At 30.7% G+C, this 21,832-nt stretch carries 15 protein-coding genes and 1 tRNA gene; 5 read left to right on the top strand and 11 right to left on the bottom strand.

The genetic code is table 11. The features are described 5' to 3' along the window. Nucleotides 1-105 precede the first annotated feature (105 nt). The 3 genes from JHL18_RS22835 to JHL18_RS22825 all read right to left on the bottom strand — a co-directional run bounded on the left by JHL18_RS22835 (nt 106) and on the right by JHL18_RS22825 (nt 3,553). Nucleotides 106-182 (bottom strand) — tRNA-Arg (locus JHL18_RS22835). Nucleotides 183-339: 157 nt separating this feature from the next. Continuing rightward, a complete protein-coding gene (locus JHL18_RS26540) occupies nt 340-1,308 on the bottom strand; it encodes a polysaccharide deacetylase family protein (RefSeq protein WP_200273592.1) in 969 nt (322 codons plus the stop codon). A 985-nt stretch (nt 1,309-2,293) separates the two neighbouring features. After that, nucleotides 2,294-3,553 (bottom strand): Nramp family divalent metal transporter, encoded by a 1,260-nt coding sequence (locus JHL18_RS22825; RefSeq protein WP_200273590.1) that lies wholly within the window; start codon nt 3,551-3,553, stop codon nt 2,294-2,296. Nucleotides 3,554-4,221: 668 nt separating this feature from the next. On the opposite strand from JHL18_RS22825, the gene JHL18_RS22820 reads away from it, so the two are divergent. Beyond that, a complete protein-coding gene (locus JHL18_RS22820; RefSeq protein ID WP_200273588.1) occupies nt 4,222-5,097 on the top strand; it encodes a DegV family protein in 876 nt (291 codons plus the stop codon). 90 nt (nt 5,098-5,187) lie between these two features. On the opposite strand, the gene JHL18_RS22815 is transcribed toward JHL18_RS22820, so the two are convergent. Then, entirely contained in the window at nt 5,188-8,328 is a 3,141-nt protein-coding gene (locus tag JHL18_RS22815; protein WP_200273586.1) for an AAA family ATPase, read from the bottom strand. Between the two features lies 1 nt (nt 8,329). Then, nucleotides 8,330-9,541, bottom strand: coding sequence for an exonuclease SbcCD subunit D (locus JHL18_RS22810; protein ID WP_200273584.1), 1,212 nt, complete (start codon nt 9,539-9,541; stop codon nt 8,330-8,332). A gap of 662 nt (nt 9,542-10,203) precedes the next feature. Between JHL18_RS22810 and JHL18_RS22805 the strand changes: the two genes are divergently transcribed. From JHL18_RS22805 to JHL18_RS22795, 3 genes are all read left to right on the top strand, one after another. Beyond that, nucleotides 10,204-11,694 carry a SpaH/EbpB family LPXTG-anchored major pilin gene (locus JHL18_RS22805; RefSeq protein ID WP_200273582.1) on the top strand — a complete coding sequence of 497 codons (1,491 nt, stop codon included), beginning with the start codon at nt 10,204-10,206 and terminating at the stop codon, nt 11,692-11,694. Between the two features lie 303 nt (nt 11,695-11,997). Next, entirely contained in the window at nt 11,998-12,861 is an 864-nt protein-coding gene (locus JHL18_RS22800) for a class C sortase (protein ID WP_243278124.1), read from the top strand. A 3-nt stretch (nt 12,862-12,864) separates the two neighbouring features. After that, on the top strand, nt 12,865-13,827 hold the full coding sequence (locus tag JHL18_RS22795; protein WP_200273578.1) for a sortase: 963 nt from the start codon (nt 12,865-12,867) through the stop codon (nt 13,825-13,827). A 449-nt stretch (nt 13,828-14,276) separates the two neighbouring features. Here JHL18_RS22795 and JHL18_RS22790 read toward each other — a convergent pair whose 3' ends face one another. The 5 genes from JHL18_RS22790 to JHL18_RS22770 all read right to left on the bottom strand — a co-directional run bounded on the left by JHL18_RS22790 (nt 14,277) and on the right by JHL18_RS22770 (nt 19,284). Further along, a complete protein-coding gene (locus JHL18_RS22790) occupies nt 14,277-14,849 on the bottom strand; it encodes an ANTAR domain-containing response regulator (RefSeq protein ID WP_200273576.1) in 573 nt (190 codons plus the stop codon). Nucleotides 14,850-14,869: 20 nt separating this feature from the next. Beyond that, nucleotides 14,870-16,198 carry a type I glutamate--ammonia ligase gene (gene glnA / locus JHL18_RS22785; protein ID WP_200273574.1) on the bottom strand — a complete coding sequence of 443 codons (1,329 nt, stop codon included), beginning with the start codon at nt 16,196-16,198 and terminating at the stop codon, nt 14,870-14,872. Between the two features lie 184 nt (nt 16,199-16,382). Further along, the gene (pepT, locus tag JHL18_RS22780; RefSeq protein ID WP_200273572.1) at nt 16,383-17,606 is read right to left on the bottom strand and encodes a peptidase T; all 1,224 of its coding nucleotides are present in this window, start codon (nt 17,604-17,606) and stop codon (nt 16,383-16,385) included. A gap of 16 nt (nt 17,607-17,622) precedes the next feature. Further along, entirely contained in the window at nt 17,623-18,423 is an 801-nt protein-coding gene (locus tag JHL18_RS22775) for a DUF1189 domain-containing protein (RefSeq protein WP_200273570.1), read from the bottom strand. A gap of 75 nt (nt 18,424-18,498) precedes the next feature. Further along, nucleotides 18,499-19,284, bottom strand: a complete 786-nt coding sequence (locus tag JHL18_RS22770) for a DUF1189 domain-containing protein (RefSeq protein ID WP_200273568.1) — start codon at nt 19,282-19,284, stop codon at nt 18,499-18,501. 116 nt (nt 19,285-19,400) lie between these two features. Here JHL18_RS22770 and JHL18_RS22765 point away from each other — a divergent pair, with 116 nt between their 5' ends. Continuing rightward, nucleotides 19,401-20,714 carry a L,D-transpeptidase gene (locus JHL18_RS22765; protein WP_200273566.1) on the top strand — a complete coding sequence of 438 codons (1,314 nt, stop codon included), beginning with the start codon at nt 19,401-19,403 and terminating at the stop codon, nt 20,712-20,714. Nucleotides 20,715-20,777: 63 nt separating this feature from the next. Here the strand turns inward: JHL18_RS22765 and JHL18_RS22760 are convergent, their stop codons facing one another. After that, nucleotides 20,778-21,746 (bottom strand): 3'-5' exoribonuclease YhaM family protein, encoded by a 969-nt coding sequence (locus JHL18_RS22760; protein WP_200273564.1) that lies wholly within the window; start codon nt 21,744-21,746, stop codon nt 20,778-20,780. Between the last annotated feature and the right edge of the window lie 86 nt (nt 21,747-21,832).

Here is a 21,832-nt window from a genome sequence, read left to right as displayed (position 1 = left end):
TTCTAAAATAAATATAAGTGTAAAAAATTAATTTTACTTAATTAAGATTAATTGTATTATTTGAAACAAAAAGACCCTCCACAGAATGTGGAGGGTCCTTATATCTGGTGCGGCGGAGAGGATTCGAACCCCCGACCAACTGGTTCGTAGCCAGCTACTCTATCCAACTGAGCTACCGCCGCATATTCTTTTTAAACAACACTATAATATTATCACAAAGGATTACATAAATCAATACTAACCTATTTTGTTGAATAACATGTAATTTTATACTTCCCTTTGCAGTAAAAAATATAGAAGCTCATATTGCTTCTCCACCCTTATCAATCTTGTATATTTCTATTTCAAAGTTTTAAACTCATACCCTTTACCTTTTAGGTCATCAATTATATATTGTAATGCTTCAGCAGTGCTGTTTTTTCCATATGTATCATGCATTAGTATTACAACTTTCTCTTGGCCTACAAATGTTTGTTTATATCTGTTTATAATTTGATTTTTTGTCCTCGTACCACCTTCAGAATCACCTACAAGTGCATTCCAGTCTATATACTTGTAACCAGTAGCTTCTAACTGGCTATCTATTTGTTCAGTTCCCTTCCAAGATGGGTGACCTCCCGGAAATCTTATCACTTTTGTATCAAAATCTTGTCCCAACACAGCTCTCATTATTTCACTTGTTTTTATTATCTCTTCCATAAATGCATTTGTATCAACTTTCCCTGCTGGATAGAGCTTTGAGTAGTTATGAGAATATGTGTGATTACCTACAGCATGTCCATCTTTATATATCTCCAGTAGTAGATTCTTAGCACCTGGATTTTCTTCTACTTGCTTTCCAACTATAAAGAAAGTTGCCTTTATATCATTTCTCTTTAATATCTCAAGAACCTTAGGTGTTACAGTTGTAGAAGGTCCATCATCAAAGGTTAAAAACGCGATTTTCTTTCCATCGTTTATCTTAATATTTTTAGATAGAAAACCTTGTATTTTTCCAGCATCAAAACTATTCTTATCAACTTCTATTTGCTTTCTATTTGCTCTTGGGTTTATACTTTCATCATCTATATTATCAGGCTTACTTTTGTCTATTTCTTGAGACTCGTTTACTTCATTGCCACCAACATTATTATCAGTCTTATTAGCATCTAGATGTTGACTCACTGTAGATACTTTTACAATCTCTACATTCTGTGAGTTATTTTGCTTATATATAAAGGTGTATAGTAAAGATAATATTACTATGCAAATTAAGGTTATTTGCCTTGTCCTACTTTTTCTTTTATTTGATTTTCGTTTTTTCTTCACTTATTATCCCCCCCCCAAATAACCATTAAAACAAGAAAAATAATTAGAATTATTAACGACCTAAGCTGAAGATTTAATCTTTATTTATTAGCATCATAGCTTTTAAAAATCCACTAATATTCTTATACATAAATATGAGACTTTCTTCATTTCTATTCATGAACATAAAATTAATCCTTTTCCCCTAAAGCTGCAATTCCTTATTCTAAATAATCTTGTCTTCTGGAAACACTAAAAAAGAAGGTATAATAACAGTTACAGAAGCTGTAAACACAGAAAAAATACATATAAAAAATAATAATATAGTTACAAAGCATAAACACTCATTTATTTTTCATTGAATTTTACAAAAAAAATTAGAGAATCAATATTTTGCACTATCAACTCTCTGTAATGTAGTATGACTTTCATGGAACATATATACTCACTGCTTCTAACCTTCAAAATATAAAATCAAAACTCCAGAGGGATCTCGCGAAGGGGTTTGATAGTCTCTCTAAATTAGAAGTATTGCATTTTAAGATGAGTATGTGTAGCTTGAATTTTGATCTAAGCTCTTTTGGGTTGTTAAAAAGAGTCTTAGTCATTTATCTTTCAAACCGAACAACCTCATCAATATGAAGGCATAAATAAAAAAACTCCGATTCCCAAGCTGTCTTATACTTACTGTCACTTTTATTATTCTTATATATTACACCTAACTAACGTATATCTATAGCTAAACTCTCAAGTAATTCTTCTGGCATACCCTTTAAACCAGTAACTAATAATACAAACTTACTACACTTAAAATTTTATATTAGTGATGTTAACTACAGATTGTGATATAGTTAAAATGTATTTACATATATTAAATCTCTTCTTAGGTTTCGATTTATTATTTAGTAATTTATTCTTATTCACATAAATCTAAATGACAATATATAGATAAAAAAGATTGTCTGCAGATGAGTTTAAAACTTCTCAATACAAACAACCTTTTACTTTAATGAATTATTGTATCTATTAAAAGTGCTATATTTAACAATGCAACTATTGCACCTATTACCCACAGAACCATATTTTCCCATCTAGTATTTTTATATTCTCCCATAACCTTCTTTGAAGATGTTAGGTATATTTGAGTAAATATTGTTATTGGTAGCTGTACACTTAATAACATTTGTGAATATACCAGTCCTTTAAATGGATTTGAGACAAAAAATATTATTATAAGCGCTGGAATTATAGTTACTAATATCCCTGCCTTTGTATGCTTATCATGAATATTATATGGTTCATCAAATAATCCTGTAAATATAGAAGCTCCAGCCATCCCTGCTGTTACACTTGAGGATATTCCTGCAAAAAGTAATGCTATTGCAAATATAATAGCTGCAGCATTTCCTAGTAATGGTTTTAACATCAATTGCGCCTGTTCTAACTCAGTAACTTGTATATTATTCACAAAGAATGATACTGCAACAAGTATCATAGCACTATTTATAGCCCATCCCACTATCATTGAAAACAATGTATCCATAAATTCATACTTCAATTGTTTTTCCATTATAGATTTATCTTTAAGATTCCACTGCCTGCTTTGTATTACTTCCGAATGTAGAAATAAATTGTGAGGCATTACTACTGCTCCAAGAACACTCATTATTATAGGAAGAGATCCTGTTGGGAATGATGGTGTAACCCATCCTTTTATAGCTTCTCCCCAGCTTACATCTACAAGATATACTTCAATTATAAAAGCAAGTCCTATTATAGAAACAAATGCAATTATAATTTTCTCAATCTTCTTATAAGAATTGGAGAACAACATCCACAATATCACCACGGTTGATATAATAGCTCCAATCTTAAGTGGTATATGAAATAGCATATTCAAAGCTATAGACGCACCAAGTATTTCTGCCATGGCTGTTCCAACTGCTGCAAGTACTGCTGTACTAGTTATCGCTCTAGCTAATAAAGGTCTTATATGCTTATTTATAGCTTCTGATATACAAAGTCCTGTAACTATACCTAGATGAGCTGCATTATGTTGAAGTACTATTAACATAATCGTAGATAAAGTAACCATCCATAAAAGCTTATATCCATAAGAAGAGCCTGCTGCTATATTTGAAGCCCAATTTCCTGGGTCTATAAATCCCACTGTTACTAACATTCCTGGTCCAATATATTTTAAAAAATCTAGTGCCATATGCTTAGGCTTATTATCTTCTTTCTTAAAAAAATCTAAAATTCTCATCTAATCCCTCCTTACAATCGCTAACTAATAATAATTATTATATAATAACACAATATCACACTTTATCTTTTTAGTCCACATTGTATTAAAATTTGTAATTTTTAAGTCTTACTGTTATTTATATGCAATTATATGTAAATATGAAACACCTCACTCCAAAATTTATTTTCAAAACTTCTCTGAATTGTGAGAGAAAATCCAGAAAATATAAATTTGATTATGCAGTTATTCATATATTAATGATATCATATTTTAAAACAGTGCTATATAAACTTAAAAATCTCATTGATTATACTAATTATCATACTCAAATACACTTTTTTAATATAGTTATCAATAAATGCAATATAATATGCAAATTGTAATCATACTATTAATAAATAGAATATTAGAGTAAAATTCCCACTCACTCTTAGAAAACCAATTAATTTTTGTGTATAATGTATATTAATCAATATAATTTATGTCTCCTTCTATTGAGACTCAGTTATATTTTCCCAATAATCATTGTAATGATTTATTTTTTACACTAAAATTAATATTAAATATGGATGAGATCCTTACCTTATATTATTAAATTTATTCATATATTTTATTTTCAAATTATTTTCATACCTCTAAATATAAGGTTTTATGAGATTCACCCTTTATAAAGGAGCGGTTTTAATATGAAAGATTTCGTTATACTCACTGACTCTGGATGCGATCTATCAGCAGAAATCATAAATAAATTTAGTCTTAATTATATAGGCCTAGTTTGCAACTTAAACGGACAAGAATTTGTTGAGGACTTTGGAAAAACTCTTACATATAAAGAGTTCTATGATAATATAAGAAACGGTTCTATGCCTACTACTAGCCAGGTAAACAGTTATAGATTTTATGAGCAATTTGAAAAATTCGTTAAAGATGATATTCCTGTATTATACATCGGTTTCTCATCTGCTCTAAGTGGTACTTTTAACAGCGGATTGATAGCCAGAAATGAAATACTTGAAAAATATCCTAGTGCAGATATATCTGTAGTTGACACAAAAGCAGCTTCTATGGGACATGGCCTTTTAGTATATTATGCTGCAAAACTTAAAGAACAAGGAAAATCAAAAGAAGAGGTTGTACAATGGCTTGAAGAAAACAAGTTAAACCTATGCAGTTTATTTACAGTTGATGATCTTAATCACTTAAAAAGAGGTGGAAGAATATCTCCTACAGCAGCTGCCATAGGAAGTCTCCTAAATATAAAGCCTATTCTCTATGTAAATGATAGTGGTGAGCTTAAGAATTTTTCAAAAGCTAAAGGAAGTAAAAGAGCTATAAAAATGCTTTTCGAAAAGTTTGAACAACATGTTGTAAATCCCGAAGATCAAACTATATTTATATCTCACAGCGATTATATAGATGGAGCTGAAAACTTAGCTGAAATGATAAAAGAAAAATATAATGTAAAAGAAGTAGTTTTCAATTATATAGGCACTGTAATAGGCAGCCATACTGGAGTTGGAACAATTGCGTTATTCTTCTTAGGTGATCATAGAGAACCTTAGAATTTTAACTTATCCATAAAACTTAAAAAGACATAAAAGACTAGCTATTTGTAAGCATACTCTTACTTTTAGCTAGTCTTTCTGTATATCTTAGATGAAATTAAACTTCGCCTTACTTCCTTCTCGTGCTGGAGTAATTTCTAGTCTAGCATCTATTCTTTCCTTTAATTCAGGCACATGTGAAATTATGCCAACAAGTCTTCCCCCTTGCTGTAAATCAATTAAACACTGTATAGCATTATCTAAAGACTCTGGGTCTAATGTACCAAACCCTTCATCTACAAACATTGTATCTAGATTTATTCCACCAGCATAAGCTTGAATTACATCTGCAAGTCCTAAAGCTAAACATAAGGAAGCTTTAAAACCTTCTCCTCCAGACAGAGTCTTCACATGTCTTGCTTTACCTGTATAATTATCAAATACCTCAAGTTCTAGGCCTTCTTGCTTTCTTCCCTTACCTTTTTCTTCTTTTCTTCTTAATATAAACCTTCCACCGGCCATTTTGTACAATCTTGAGTTAGCTGCTTCTATTATTTCATCAAAATATGCAGCCAATACATATCTTTCAAAGGTTACTCTTTCTGCATTATCGCCATTTACAACCCTAGCAAGTTCTGCTACCTTAGAATACCTTTCTTCTTGATCACTAATCAAATTAGTAAGCTCTTCTATTTTATTCAATGCCTTGATATTAGTATTAATTCTAAAAGATATCTTTTTCTCACTTTCTCGAATTAACTTTTCTCTATCTTTTAACGCAGCTAAATCATTATTTATATCATATAATTTAATATAATTTAGATTTTCGATATCTTTTGCTGAGGCATCATACCTATCTTGTAACGATTTAATATTCTCATTATAATCCTTGAGCTGCTTTTCTAAACTCTTTATATCTTCCATAGTCAAGAAAGCTGATTTATAGTGATCAAAATCCCTAAACCCGCATTCAATTATCTTAGCATTTAATCTTTCTTTTATTACTATTATTTGATTTTCTATCTCTTTAAGATTATCCTCTTGAGTTTTTAACTCTGCTTCAGCAGAAGCTTTATTAGTAGTTGCTTTGTTGAAGTCCTGTTGTGCTTTATTCAATGCATTTACAATGTCTTCTATCAACTTTTCATTACTATTTATTCTACTTTGAAGAGCATTTAAAGATCTTATACTTTCTGGTATTTCGTTCTCAATACTAGTTAACAGTTCTTGTTCAGCCTTTACCTTACCAAATAACTCTGTATATTCATCATCAAGTTTCTCTTGATTACTTGCTTCTATCTCATGTTCTTTATTTAACTTATCAATCTCAATCTCAATTTTTTCTTTTAGCGATAGATTGTTTTTTAACCTTTCTACTTGCTTATTTAGAATGTCATATTCAGATGCTAAAGTTTTTCCAGCCTCAGCTATATTTTTAAGTTTGCTATTTATATCTAGATTTAAGAACTCTTCTGCTAAAACTCCTTGAAGTTTTTCTTCCTGTTCCTTATATCTTTTCTCCAATTCTACCAATGAAGCATTTAAGGCTGATAACTTTTGAAGCTTATTTTGATATTCTTGATTTATCTTATCAAAGCTTTCTTTTAATATTTTAAGTTCGCCTTCAGTAGGAACCTCTTTAACTACTGTAGCAGGACTTGGATGTTCCTTTGAACCGCAAACAGGACAAGACATCCCTTGCACAAGTTCCTTAGATAAAAGGCCTGCTTGACCTTTCTTAAATAGTTCATCTAAATGCTCATATTCCTGTTTTTCTTTCTTAAACTTTGATTCTATGCTTGCATAATCCTTTTTTTCAGTGGCATATATTGAAAATGCTTTACTATATTCCTGATAATATTTATAAAGATTTCTAAGTTCGTCAATCTGTATCTTTTTATTTGCTAAATCAATTTCTTTAGAAGATAACTCAGTCTGCTCTTTTTGAAGTTGTCTAACTAAAAGACTTTTTTCTTCTATAGTATTCTTCAAAATAATCAATTTTTTCTTTAAATCAGATCTTAGTTTATCTTTAAGCTTAATAGAATTATTTAGTTCAATTAAGTTCTTCTTTTTACCTTCATAATCTTTAACCTTTATTTCATAGCTTTTAAGAATTGATATATCACTTAAAAGTTTATTCTTCTCTTCTTCTCTTTTAGCTGCATTTTCAAGTTTTAACTTAGCTTCTTCCATTACCTTCGTAATGTTCTCTAGGTTCACTATATTTTGCTTTATTACAATATCTTTTGATCTTTTATCTACTATCTTATCTTCAAGCACTTGTTCAACCTGCCTAACTTCAATTGCACTTCTAGCTGACACAAGTGATGATTCCTTACTTATATATAAGTCCTTTTTTTCTAATTCAATATTAAGTATTTCTTTAAGTGTTTTATTATTATCAAGTTTTTTGTTTATCTCTTGACCTTGAAATATCTCTTTCTGTAGTTTATCTTGTTCTTTTATTGCTTCTTCTAAGTGCAGTCTTACTTCAGCTGCTTTATTTTCATCCTGTTCTATATTTATCTTACTTTCAGATAATATCTCTGTAATATTTAAATCTTCAGCATTTATTAAAGTAACAAGCCTTTCATCGTCACCACAATCTATATTTTTTATGTAAGTTTTTCTTTCATTACTTACATTCATTATCTCTCCGTAGAGCTTCTTTCTTTGAATATCTAACCTATTTTGAATTTCTAGAAAAGCTTCTGTACCAAATATCTTTCTAAATATAGCCTCTCTCTCTACACTTTCAGCCTCTAAAAGTTTTCTAAACTCCCCTTGTGGCAGCATCACAATCTGTTTAAATTGCTGTTTACTTATTCCAAGTACTTCACTTATCTTTTCATCTACATTATTTACTTTAGTTATTACATTTCCATTAGGCAAAATAAATTCTGCTTCAGCACCTTTTAATGTATATCCTTCTCCCCTAGCCTTTCTTTTTAGTTGTTGAGGATATCTTTTTATCCTATAAATCTTACCTCTAAGTTCAAATTCTAATTCCACAAAGGTTACATTATCATCTAAAGCAAAGTCACTTCTAAGACTGTCTTTATCTCTGCTGCTTCCAGAAGCTTCTCCATAAAGAGCAAAGCTTATAGCATCAAATATAGTTGTTTTTCCTGCTCCAGTTGGGCCAGTTATGAGAAATATATTTTTATCCTTTAATGCCTCAAAGTCTATAGTCTGCTCATCTGCATAAGGGCCAAAGGCACATATAGTTAATTTTATAGGTCTCATACTACTTTACCTCCCTTTCAACATCCCTTATGATGTCAGCCATTATGTCAAACTTATCTTCATCTACTTCTTTACCTGCAATTGCCTTATAGAACTCCTTAAAAAGTTCATCCTTACCCTTAGTTTTATATCCTAAGGATGCAGAGGTTTTACTTCCTTCTCTTTGAGTTGAATTTTCTCTACTAAGCCCCATTATATTTGGATACACTGCTCTAAGCTTAGATATAGGATCTACTAACTCCCCCTCATCTGTAAGCACAGCAAATATATAATCTTCAGTATTTGTATCTTTATAAACCTCTGGATTTATTAATTCCTTTAGAGGTCCCTTTATAGTTCTCATATCTCTTCTAGGTTTGAAGTCCTTTATATCAACCTTAACTTCACCATCATTATTTATCTCTACTAAGGTTACTCCTTTTCTCTGACGAGCTTCAGAGAATGAATATTTAAGTAAGGATCCAGAATATCTTATCCTATCCGACCCTACCTTTTGTGGTCCATGAAGATGTCCTAAAGCCGTATAGGTAAATCCATCAAATACCTCACCACCTATAAGATCTGTTCCGCCTATATTTAATGGTCTTTCTGAATCAGAAACTTCAAGCCCTGCTCTCTTTCGTTTCTCTTCTCCTAAGTCATCCACTGCCACTTCTTCTATGTCACCCATAAAAGAAACATACCCATGAGCAACAATAACATTTCTCTCTCTTCCACTAACTTGCTTTCTTATCTCTTCTATCAGCTTTTTCATAGCATCTTCATGAGTTCTAACAGTTGTATCCTTATACAATTCCCTTATAACTACTGGCTCTGCATAAGGTATCAAAAAGAAATTAACCTTGCCATGGCTATCTTCAAGCTCTACTTTTTTTATTCCCTCATTAAAATTACCTTGTATATAAAGTCTGTTTTTAGTTAAAATTCCTGATGCAAATGACACTCTTTCTGCACTATCATGATTTCCTGCTATAGCTATTATAGGAGTATTAAGTTCTAATAGTATCCTAGAAAAAATTTTATCTAATAAAGATACAGCTTCCACTGAAGGTACTGATCTATCATATATATCTCCAGCTATAACTAACGCATCTGGTTTTTCTTCCTCTATTATCTTTACAAGCTGTTCCAAAACAAATTCTTGATCCTCTATCATGCTTATTTCATTTACTATCTTGCCGATATGCCAATCTCCTGTATGTATAAATTTCATATATTCCACCTCAAAGTTATCTTCTATTATCAAATTATATCAAAGCTTTATTATCATATCTTAACACTATACAAGCCAAAGCTTAATAGCTTATCAGTCTTTAATTTCTATATGAATTTTCTTATTCCTTCTAACGTAGCTGAAGTATTGTTATGTAAATAAAGGTCTAATTGTTATATTTAAGTATAAGCTAATTCTCTAAAGGTCAATCTATTGACTAATTTTCTTCAAATCTACTATGTACATTAAGTCCCAATAATTTATTATCAATTTTATTAATTTTAATACAATTTAAGGTATTTATTCAAAAAATATTATTATTTTCAAAATTAATATGATTTTTAAATTATTAGAATAAAATTCGTATATCAATAATACCTATACTATATAAATGATTTCTGCGTTACTTAATTCAGTTTAATCAAATGCAGATAATATAAGCCTCTTAGTCTATGACACAATAAAATATTCTGCTAATTATTAAAACCTATAGGTAAATAAGTTTTAACGATACAAGATAAACTTCTACTAAAGGAAGAAATTCGGGTAACGCCATTGTTCATAAGTGGACAAGCATTATCGCTTTCCACCATAACACTTGAGATGAAAAGTAATTAACAGCAGTTAATAAAATAAAGAGAATAAATTTAAGGAGAGAGAATATGAAAGTATTTAAAAAATTATTAGGACTTATAGTGCCAACCCTTATGTTATTGGCAACATCAGCAATACCAGTACATGCAACTACATCTGAAACGGCATCTACACAATGTGTACCTTCTGGTACCAGTGTTACCATTCATAAAATTGTTGGTACACAAGCTTTTACGTTAACTGATCATAACGGCGGAAAACTATCAGCTGATCAAATATCTAAATTACAACCAAATGGAGATGCAGTTGAAAATAATACAGGAGTAGAATTCACAGCATGGAAGCTAAAAGCTCCTTATGCAGCAAGTGATTTTGCAGACAAACCTGACTCCTATGTAGATAATTGTTCTCAATATAAAGTTATAGTAACAGCAGGCCAACCACGAACATTTGAGAATGGACTTTATTATGTGAGAGAAACTAAGCATCCAGCAACTCTTGTAGATGCAAGTGGTGTTCCATTTATCCTGGAACTTCCTGCACTAAATGTTGCTGGTACTGGATATCTTACAGAGTTACACATTTATCCTAAGAATGTAATTGTAAATGATACTCCAACAATAGATAAAGATGTAGAAACAAAAGGACAAGATCACGCCAGCTATGATATAGGGCAATCATTTAATTATCTTATTTACCCAAAAGTTCCTTTAGGAATTCAAGATTACAAAGCCTTTAAAGTGGAAGATACATTGTCATCAACATTAGACTACCTAGGGAATGTTGTGGTTACCTACAACACAGAAGTCCTAAAACCATCTGACGGATATTATACCTTGACATCATCTGCTGAGAATACTGCAGGTGGCAAATTAACTGTAAACTTTACAACTAAGGGATTGCAAAAATTAGGAACTGATTTAAATGGAGCTAAAAATCTAGAAATCAAATTTGGCGCAAGAATAAACAACACTGCCTTAATGGGTACTAATATCTATAATAACGCTACGTTGACATACAACAATGGATATACAGGGGATAAATGCACTGATGTTCCTAACAGTAATAGACCAGAAGTTCATACTGGTGGACGTCAGTTCGTAAAGGTAGATAATACAACTCAGACTTACATTAGTGCATTATCCACTGCAAGCTTTGTTGTGAAGAATACCGCTAATAAGTATATGAGTAAGGATTCCCAAGGTAAAATAAACTGGAAAGATGATATAAAGGATGCGACAAAGATTAATGTCAATCCTAATAATGGTATATTTGAAGTTACGGGACTTGCTTATGGAGATAATGGAGCAGCAGTTACTTATCAATTGCAAGAAGTAGATGTACCTGATAAATATGTGAGGATGAATGATTTAAGTTTCACAATTGATGCAAATTCATACGGAAGCAAGACTAATACTAGCGATAATACAAAGGTTATTAATGTTAAGAGACCAATCATTCCTCAAACCGGTGGAATCGGCACAATCATATTCTTAGCTGCTGGTCTTATAATTATGGGATCATCATTAGTAGCCTTGAAGAGGAAAGCTCGGGCTTAATATTATTTGAACTGAACAAAAGGGCGGGATAATTCTCGCTCTTTTATTTTAAGCAATAAACAAAAAACAAGATGTATATATAAGCTATAACGATATTAAATTATTAAATAATACTACAAAGACATTACATTAAAATACTTTCTAATAAAAGAGCATTAAATTTTAAGCTTATGAATTACTGAGACCAATTATATAGAAGAATAGAGGACTAGAATAATGAAAAAAAATAGAAAAACAACCGAAAATTCAAAAAAATCTACAAGTAATTCTAAACATAACATCTGGAAAACACTAATTATTGTTATGGTTTTTATTGTTGGACTCGGAATATTCTCTTATCCAATTATCACTAACATAATCTATGAAAGAGCTGCTAGGAGAGTTAATCAGGATTTTGATACGGCTGTTACAAAAATCGAGGATAGTGTAGTAAAGGATAAGATGGACCGTGCACATGCATATAATGATTATTTGTCAGGTATTAAGAATTCTGAAACATTAAAGGATCCATATACAAAAGAACAAATGCATGCAGGAGTAGAAGAATACGCTAAGATGCTTGAGGTAAATGAACAGATCGGTCACATTGTTATTCCTAAAATCCCCCTGAACGCCCCAATATATGTAGGAACATCAGAGAAAGTACTTCAAAAAGGCATTGGCCACATGGAAGGAACTTCTCTTCCAGTAGGAGGTAACTACACACATACGGTCCTAACTGGACATAGAGGACTACCCACAGCTAAACTTTTTACTGACTTAGATAAATTAGAGGTAGGCGATAAATTCTATATAAAAAATATCGGCGGCACTATAGCCTATGAGATAGATCAGATAAAAGTAGTTGAACCAACAGAACTTAATGACCTTTCTATTGTTCCCGGGCATGATTACTGCACACTTTTAACTTGTACTCCATATATGATCAATTCTCATAGACTTTTAGTTCGTGGGCATCGAATCGATTATGTTGAAGCAGTTATGGAGAAAGAAATTACTGATAGCAAGACAAATAATATGTATAGAAACTTATTTTGGGGCACCTTGGCTACGCTGATTGCTTTGTTGCTGTACATCTTGTTAAAACACTTAAAAACTAGAAAGAGATTAAGAGCACAAGCTAACATTGAAGTAGTATTTTCTGAGAAAGAAAAGGGGATAGACTAAAAAGTGAAATCAAATAAATTTGTAGGTCAAAAGAAATATACTTTTCTTTTTATTCTAGGTATTATGGTGTTTATGTATCCTACTTTCTCTAATACTTATTATAATTACAAAATAATGAAGAGTACAAATAATCCAGTATCTCCTCCAGACACAGCATATCAGTCTTCAAATAATCAGGAAGAATATGAAAATAAAATCAAAAAAATACAAATAAGTGATAAAGAATTTGAAGAGATTCAGTCTGACCCTGTAATGAAACTACTTCTAGACAAAGATGAAGCCTATATCAAAGAATATAATAAGAGATTATGGAATCTATCGGCATATACCTCAGATCCTTTCAGAAAAGAACTAGGCGTCTCTATTAAAGGTAATATAAAAACTGAGGATAAAGCTTCAGTCTTTGCTTATATTAAAATAGATAAGATTCATCAGACACTTCCATTATATCTTGGAGCCACAGATGACCATCTCAGCAAAGGTGCTGCTGTGATTCAAGGAACTAGTATCCCTATTGGAGGAGAAAACACCAACTCAGTAATTGCAGCACATACTGGGCAGGTACAAAAATTTTTTACTGACTTACCAGAGCTGGAGCCTGGGGACGATATTGAAATCACAAATCATTGGCAAACCCTTTACTATAAAGTTACGGGAAATAAAATAATCTTGCCTGATCAGCAAGAATACTTGAGTATAGTTAATGGAGTTGATATGATAACTCTTCTTACTTGTTATAGTATTACTTCTAAAAACGATCGTCTTTTAGTATTCGCTAAAAGGTACTCCCAAGGAACTAAAGAAAAAATAGAAGACAAAATAGACTCAAGCTTACATCCCTACCTAACTGAAGTGGAGTTAAAGATAAAACCTTGGTATGAAAAACCTCAAACATTTGCAAGTGGCGTCGCATTACTACTGGTTTGTGTCTTTATATATACTTTTGTTAGTAAAAAGAAAGATTAGCAAAGAGTTTATATATCTTAGTTAAGCAGAAGAAAAGAACTTGAATCTAAAAACATATAGATACAAGTTCTTTTCCTTTTAATTTGTCATTTATAAATAATATTAAATTGGAGGCTATTTATTGTATTGTCTTTAAATATATGATTATAGTATTAGTGAAATTTAAACATATTATAGATACACCCATTACTAAAACTTAACCAATACTACCTGCTATATGATTTAACTAAGTACTATAACTACTATTATTTCTTTATTTATCTGTGTATCTATCTTTTTTTATCTATATAATTAATGCCCTCTTAACCTAAAAATATAATCCATATGAAATACTATATATCTTTCTATTTACATAAGATTATTTAAAAATATCTAATTTTAAACATACCCAAACTTCTATATAAAAAATGACGCTCAAATTCATCTGTATATGAATCAAGCGCCATTGCTTATCCCTTATTGGAATTTATTATTCTCTTTGCAACATCAAGCATAGGCCTTTTGCTATTCATGCTCTCTTTTTGAATTCGTCTATAGGCTTCGTTTTCCTCAATGTTTTCTTTTTTCATTAATAGTTGTTTTGCTTTATCTATTATAAGTTTATCCCCCACTGGTCTAGTACTTCCTTCAGCCTTTCCGTGTTTCTCTTTAGATATCTCATCTAATATATCACTTATAGTATGTAAAAAGCCACTAGGTTTAATTGGCTTTTGCATGCATACTATGCCCAATTGTGATGTCCATTTAGATATTATATTATACTGCTGCGAAGTACATAGAAGTATTACTTTGCTTATTGCTTCCCCTGAAATAATCTTTGCAACCTCTGCCCCATTTGTATCTGTAAGCTCATAATTTATTATAACTATATCTGGCTTTGTAAGTCGTGACTTTCTTATGAGCATACTTCCGGAAGTGCAGATGCCATCAACATTAAAACCTTTTTGAAGGAGAAGGCTTTTTATCTGTCCACCTGCTTTTAAAGTGCTTGTTCCTAATACAATCTTATAACTGTTAAGCATGCACTTCCCCCCATTTACTACTAGAATTTACTCAAATATTGATCTATCTCCCATTGATGTACCTTTGCTCTATAATCATCCCACTCTAGGTTTTTCGCTTCCTTATATACCTGGAAGGCATGCTCCCCTAAAATATCTTTTACTAAGCCATCTTTACTAAATTCTAAAATTGCATCATAAAGATTATCAGGAAGTCTATCTATACCTTGCTCTTTTCTTTGTTCCTCAGTCATAGCAAATATATTAGCCTCGATGCTTCTTGGTGGCGTAAGCTTTTTCTTTATCCCTTCTAACCCAGCTGCTAAACAAAGTGCAAGTGCTAGATATGGATTACAAGATGGATCTGGACATCTAAGCTCAACTCTAGTTGATTTTCCTCTTGATATTGGTATTCTAACTAAAGGACTTCTATTTTTAGGAGACCATGAAACATATATAGGTGCTTCATAATCTGGAACTAATCTTTTATAAGAATTAACAAGTGGATTAGTAACTGCAACTATTCCTTTAATATGATTTAATAGACCAGCTATGAAACTATATGCATCTTCACTTATACCAAAATCATCCTTTTCATCAAAAAACGCATTAACTCCATCCTTTGATAATGACATATTCATATGCATACCTGAACCGTTTATGCCAAATATAGGCTTAGGCATAAAAGTTGCATGTAATCCATGTGATTGTGCTATAGTTTTAACTACTGACTTAAAAGTCATTATATTGTCAGCAGTCTTTAAAGCATTGTCATATTTAAAATCAATTTCATGTTGGCCTCTTGCAACTTCATGATGAGATGCTTCTATTTCAAACCCCATTTGTTCTAGGGCTATACACATATCTCTTCTAGCTTCTTCACCAAGATCTATATGTCCTAAATCAAAATAACTTGCATTATCATGAGTATTAGTAGTTGGTGAACCATCATCGTTTGTATGGAACAAGAAAAACTCACATTCAGGTCCTACATTAAAGGTATACCCCAATTCCTTTGCTTCATTTAATACCTTTTTTAGGATATACCTTGGATCCCCTTCAAATGGTTTTCCATCGCCTGTGTAAACATCACAAATAAGTCTTGCTATATTTCCATCAGGTGTTGACCACGGCATTAATTCAAAGGTGTCCAAGTCTGGTGCTAAGTACATATCTGCTTCTTCCATCCTAACAAACCCTTCAATTGATGACCCATCAAAGAAACATTCATTGTTAAGAGCTTTGCTTAGCTGTCTAGAAGTTATAGCTACATTCTTCATAGTACCGAATATGTCTGTGAATTGTAGTCTAATAAATCTAACATCATTTTCTTCAACAAGCCTGACTATATCTTCTTTTGAATAAGACATAAAAATCTCTCTCCTTTAACCTTGATAATAATAAAGACGCCTACATAGAGTCTAATCGACTCATATATAGAACGCCTTTGTTCATCGTATTATTCCTTAGTTATATCATACTACTAATAATATTCTGTACCAATAGAGTTGTCAACATTTATTAACATTAAAATGTAAATAGCTGTAATTGAATTTATTTTGAATATATCTCTACTAGATTTAAAATAACCTCAACAGCTTTTTCTATTGATTCTACTACTGCATATTCATACTTTCCGTGGAAATTCTCACCACCAGCAAATATATTCGGTGTAGGAAGTCCCATAAAGGATAATCTAGCACCATCTGTACCACCTCTTATAGGTCTTACATTTGGCTTTATACCTGCAGTTTCCATAGCCTTTATAGCATTTTCAACTATATACATAACAGGTTCTATTTTTTCTTTCATATTTTTATATTGATCTTTGATTTCTACATTAATAGTTCCTTGACCATACTTATCATTTAAACATTTTTCTATCTGTCTTAATTTATTCTTTTTAGATTCATAGCCATCTTTAAAGAAATCTCTTATTATAAATCCTAAGTGAGTTTCTTCAACTTCACCTTTGATATCTGTAAGATGAATAAATCCTTCATAGCCTTCTGTTTTTTCTGGAACTTCATCAGATGGAAGCAAGTTTATAAATTCATTTGCAATAAGCATTGAGTTTATCATCTTATTTTTAGCACTACCTGGATGAACATTTCTTCCTTTAATCGTAACCTTAGCTCCAGCTGCATTAAAGTTTTCATATTCTAATTCGCCTATAGCTCCACCATCCATTGTGTATGCAAGGTCAGCTCCAAAAAGTTCTACATCAAAGTGATCAGCACCTTCACCTATTTCCTCATCTGGGGTGAAGCCTATTCTTACCTTTCCATGCTTTACCTCTGGATGATTTATAAGATATTCTGCTGCAGTTACTATCTCAGCAAGACCAGCCTTATCATCAGCACCTAGAAGGGTAGTTCCATCTGTTGTTATCAAAGTCTTTCCTTTATACTCTAATAAATCAGGAAATTCTTTTGGTGAAAGTATTATATTGTTTTCAGCATTTAATACTATATCTCCACCATCATAATTTTCTACAAACTTAGGCTTAACATCTTTACCTGTCATATCAGGAGATGTATCCATATGTGCTACAAATCCTATGGTTGGAACTTGCTTTTCTATATTTGAAGGTATAGTCGCATAAATATAACCAGTATCACTTAACACGACATCCTCTAATCCTATCTCTTTTAATTCACTTACTATTAATTTAGCTAATTCTAATTGTCCCTTACTGCTTGGTGTAGTACCTGTTGTAGTATCTGACTTTGTGTCTACTTTTACATATCTTAAAAATCTATCTATTACTTGTGACATATTACCGCCTCTTTTCTTATAGTTCGGATAATTCCATATTAATCTCATCATTTTTTATTGTCTTCAATACAATTCCTATATATATTAATGCAACTAATATATATATCTTATAAAAATGAGGAACTTGAAGACTGAAGGCTCCTCTTACGATATCTATCACAGTTGGCAAGGTTAGTGCATAAATTGCAAGCTTATATAAATTTCCGAATTCAACTTTAGCTTTAATAACTATATTTATAAGTATACCTATTACAGCCACTACTAAAGCTGAGAACATATGTCCTATGAACATTCCTATCATAAATAATGGCACTAACAATATTGAAAGCCATTTTAGGGTTCCAATAAAATTAATAACGCCTTCTTTAGTTACTGTGATTGCCCCAAAATCTGAATACTTTACATCTTGATTTTGACCATTCTGTTGATTCATTATAAATTTATCTTTAAATACATACATCATATTGGGACTCTTATCTTTGATTATAGACTTATCAAACTCACTAGCGTTTTTAGTTGTATCAACAATAATTAAAGTATCATTATCTTTGTAAGTAAATGGACTTGAGGATATGTTCATTACTCCATCTTCTAATCTAAAGTCTATATCATTATTATTCAATTCACTTACTGCAGAACTTATTGCTTTTGTAACACTGTAAACTGTTTTTATACTATTGATGCCGCCTAAAAGTATCGACATTATTAAAAGATATAGAAAAGCTCTTCCTAAAGTTTCTCTGTTGAAGTTAATATAATACTTTACATCTACTATAGCTTTTAAGAATTTTTTAAAAAAATTATCTTTTTTTTGCATTAACTACTCCTCCACCTTATACCATTATATAGCAATTATACTATAATAATTAATTAAAAAGAAGAGCAGACTAACCTACTCTTCTATATTTTTAGCATTAGTTATTAATATATTTCTTATAGCTAAAAACATATATATTGAACTTATAATTAAATAAATATAATTTATAAACATAATATTAACTCCTAATACTCTTCTTATGCAGCTTATAATTACAGCTGTTGTAACGGCATATGAGCTGAGCTTATACAAGTTTCTATATTTAATTCCAGCCTTAAGCACTGAGTTTATCAGCGTACCGACAGCAGACACCATAAAAGCCATAAATAAATTTGAAAGAAAAAATAGTACTGGTGCAGATATAAGCATAATGAAAGCTCCAGCCTTAAAATCATATATAGTTTGAATAAATTCAGTTTTATTAAACTTTAAAAACTTTATTATACTATATCTAGTCTCATCTATACTGCCAGATCCATCCTTTATATAAGCTTTGTCTTTAAGTATCAATACAGCTTTATTGTAGTTTTCTATTTTTGACAAATCAGTTCTCCCTGTAGTATCTATTACTATATTATAATCATTTCTTTTTAGTAATATAGGTTGTTTTCCATCTACCTGCAAAATCCCTTTATTGAAAGTAAACTCTGGAAATTCATATACTACTTCATTATGTATTGTATCCATGAACTTATAATAATTATATGTAGGCCTTATATAGCTTATAAATCCAAAAATTATTGATACTGTAAATAGGTAAATTATTGCACTGGATAAACTTAGTTCATTAAACTTTATATAAAACTTAGGTTTCGCTATTGAATTATATATCTTACTTAAAAAAGGTACATTCTTATCCATACGATTGATCCCTCCTTCTTGTATTTTAGCCATTGAAAAAATTTTTAGTACTTAATGTTGTTTATATTCATGTAAAGTTGGAAATAATTTAACTAAAATAGTAAGGAGGATGAAGTTTGAAGGAAAAAGAAGAAAAAGAAGAAAGAGAAAAAAAACAGGAAAAGAAAAAAATGAAATTTTCTTTATCAAAAACTATTACCATGCTTTTATTAGCTTTTTTTTGCATAGCAATGTCTTATTCTTTTTATGCTTATAATGATATAATTACTGATTTTAAAATTAATTTCGATAAAAAGGATTATTCCACAGCAAATTCTCTTATGGTATCAAAAGGAAACTTTAATCCTGCAAAAAAGCTATTATTATATACTGATTTAAAAAACTATTTCTCAACATATATATCTGATCTAATGTCTAATTACAAGAACAATAGTTTATCAGATGAAGCTACACTAGCTGCTTTAAGTGAAGTAGAAAGATATGGTATAGTTAATGATACGATAAGCGAAGCCAAAAAGAACATTCCACTCCTTAATGACTCCGCTAATAATTTTTCATTAGGCATGAAGCTATATAAAGATAAAAACTATGTAGAAGCTTATAATGCTTTTGACAAAGTTAGTAATTTTGATGATAACTTTCTAAAAGCAGAGGAATATAAAAAAGACGTAATTAACTCAATAAAAGAAGAAACCCTAAGCTCAGCTGAGAAACTAGTTTCTGAAAATTATTTTTCTAAAGCTATTACCTTATTAGAGGATAACACTAAATTTTATTCTAATGATAAAGATATATTAAGCAAAATTAATGAGTATAAAGATGAAAAAAATAATTTTCTTAATAAAGATTCAACAAGCAAGAATTTAACTTCTGATTCCTCTAAGAATACAAGCTCAAATTCTAATGAATCAAAAAACAACAATTCATCAAATGATTCTTCAAAGAGCACTACAAATTCGAATAGCAATACAGACTCTACCACAAAAACAACTTCTGTTGCAGCAATGACAATTAATTCAAATACAATAAACTCACTTAATCTTACTTCTGATACATCTTATTTAGTTTATGTAAACCTATCAGCTCAAAAAACTTATGTTTTTAAGGGTAAAAAAAATGATTGGAGTTTATTAAAAAATTATTCTTGTTCCACTGGAATAAAAGGAAGTGAGACTCCTTCAGGTGTATATACTGTAAAAGAGAAAGGTGATTGGTTCTATTCAACTGATTACAAAGAAGGGGCTAAGTACTGGGTTCAATTTGATGGCAACTATTTATTTCATTCATTACCTTATAACGAAACAAAAACAAAGATAACAGACTATACATTAGGCAAAGCTGCTTCTCATGGCTGTGTAAGACTTAAGGTAGAAGACGCTAAATGGATATATGATAATATCACAAGAGGGTCAAAAGTAATAATAAACTAGATAAAATGAAATGCTCCCTGTCAATTTCGATAGAGAGCATTTTAAATATTATCTAGTTTATCTTTATTGTTTATCCAAGTTATGATTATATATTCTTCTGTTTTCAAGTGACCATAGTCTCTCAGAGAATTGTTTTTCTTCTGTTTCACCTGTAACTCTTCTTATATCATACATTCTAGCATCAATTATATCTATATAATGGAGCATCTCAGCTTCTGCTATCATAGGTTTTACTGGGCTTCCATACTCTGGCTCATAATGATGTGAAAGTATCATGTGTTGCAGTAATACTATCACTTCTCTATCAGCTTTAAACCTCTCCCCTACAACTTCAACATCCTTTATACCTTGCGTTATATGTCCAAGCAATGTACCCTCTAAACTATACTCACCTACTATGCCAAGTTCATTAGAGTTCATTTCTTTCATCTTTGCAAGATCATGAAGTATTACTCCAGCATAAAGTAAATCCTTATTCAAAAATGTATATATTGAGCTTAAGTTTTCAGCTACGTTAAGCATTGTCATTATATGATAAAGTAATCCACCTCTTATGGCATGATGATTCTTTTTCGCAGCTGGATAATACATTAATTTATCTTTAGAATCGTTAAATAAATATCCAACAATATTCTTTATATCTTGATTCTTGATTCTTTCAATATATTCTTTTACCTTGTCAAACATGTATTCACTATCAAATGGAGCACTTTGAACATAGTCTTGAATATTTACATTATCTCCTTGATCTATGTTTCTTATCTTTTCAATCTTAAGTTGAAGATTTCCTTGCCAAGCAGACACCATTCCTCTTATTTTAACAATGGTATTTTCCTTAAATAAACTTTCATTTTCATTATTAACTTCCCATAGCTTTCCTGCTATCTCACCAGTACTATCTCCTAATGCAAAATCCAAGTACTTTTTACCATTGGCATTTGCTGTCTTTAAACTTACCGACTTAATCAAAAAGAATCCTTCTACTCTTTCATTTTGTTCAAATTCACTTATCTTTCTTAACTCTATACCCAATACGCTTTACATCCTTTCGTCAATATACTATTAATAATTATATCTTTAGTTTACTAATCATAAACATAAACAAGTAAAATATTTTA

This window comes from Clostridium yunnanense, from assembly GCF_016595795.1.
Classification (GTDB): domain Bacteria; phylum Bacillota; class Clostridia; order Clostridiales; family Clostridiaceae; genus Clostridium_AR; species Clostridium_AR yunnanense.
This window is presented reverse-complemented; position numbering and strand designations above follow the sequence as displayed.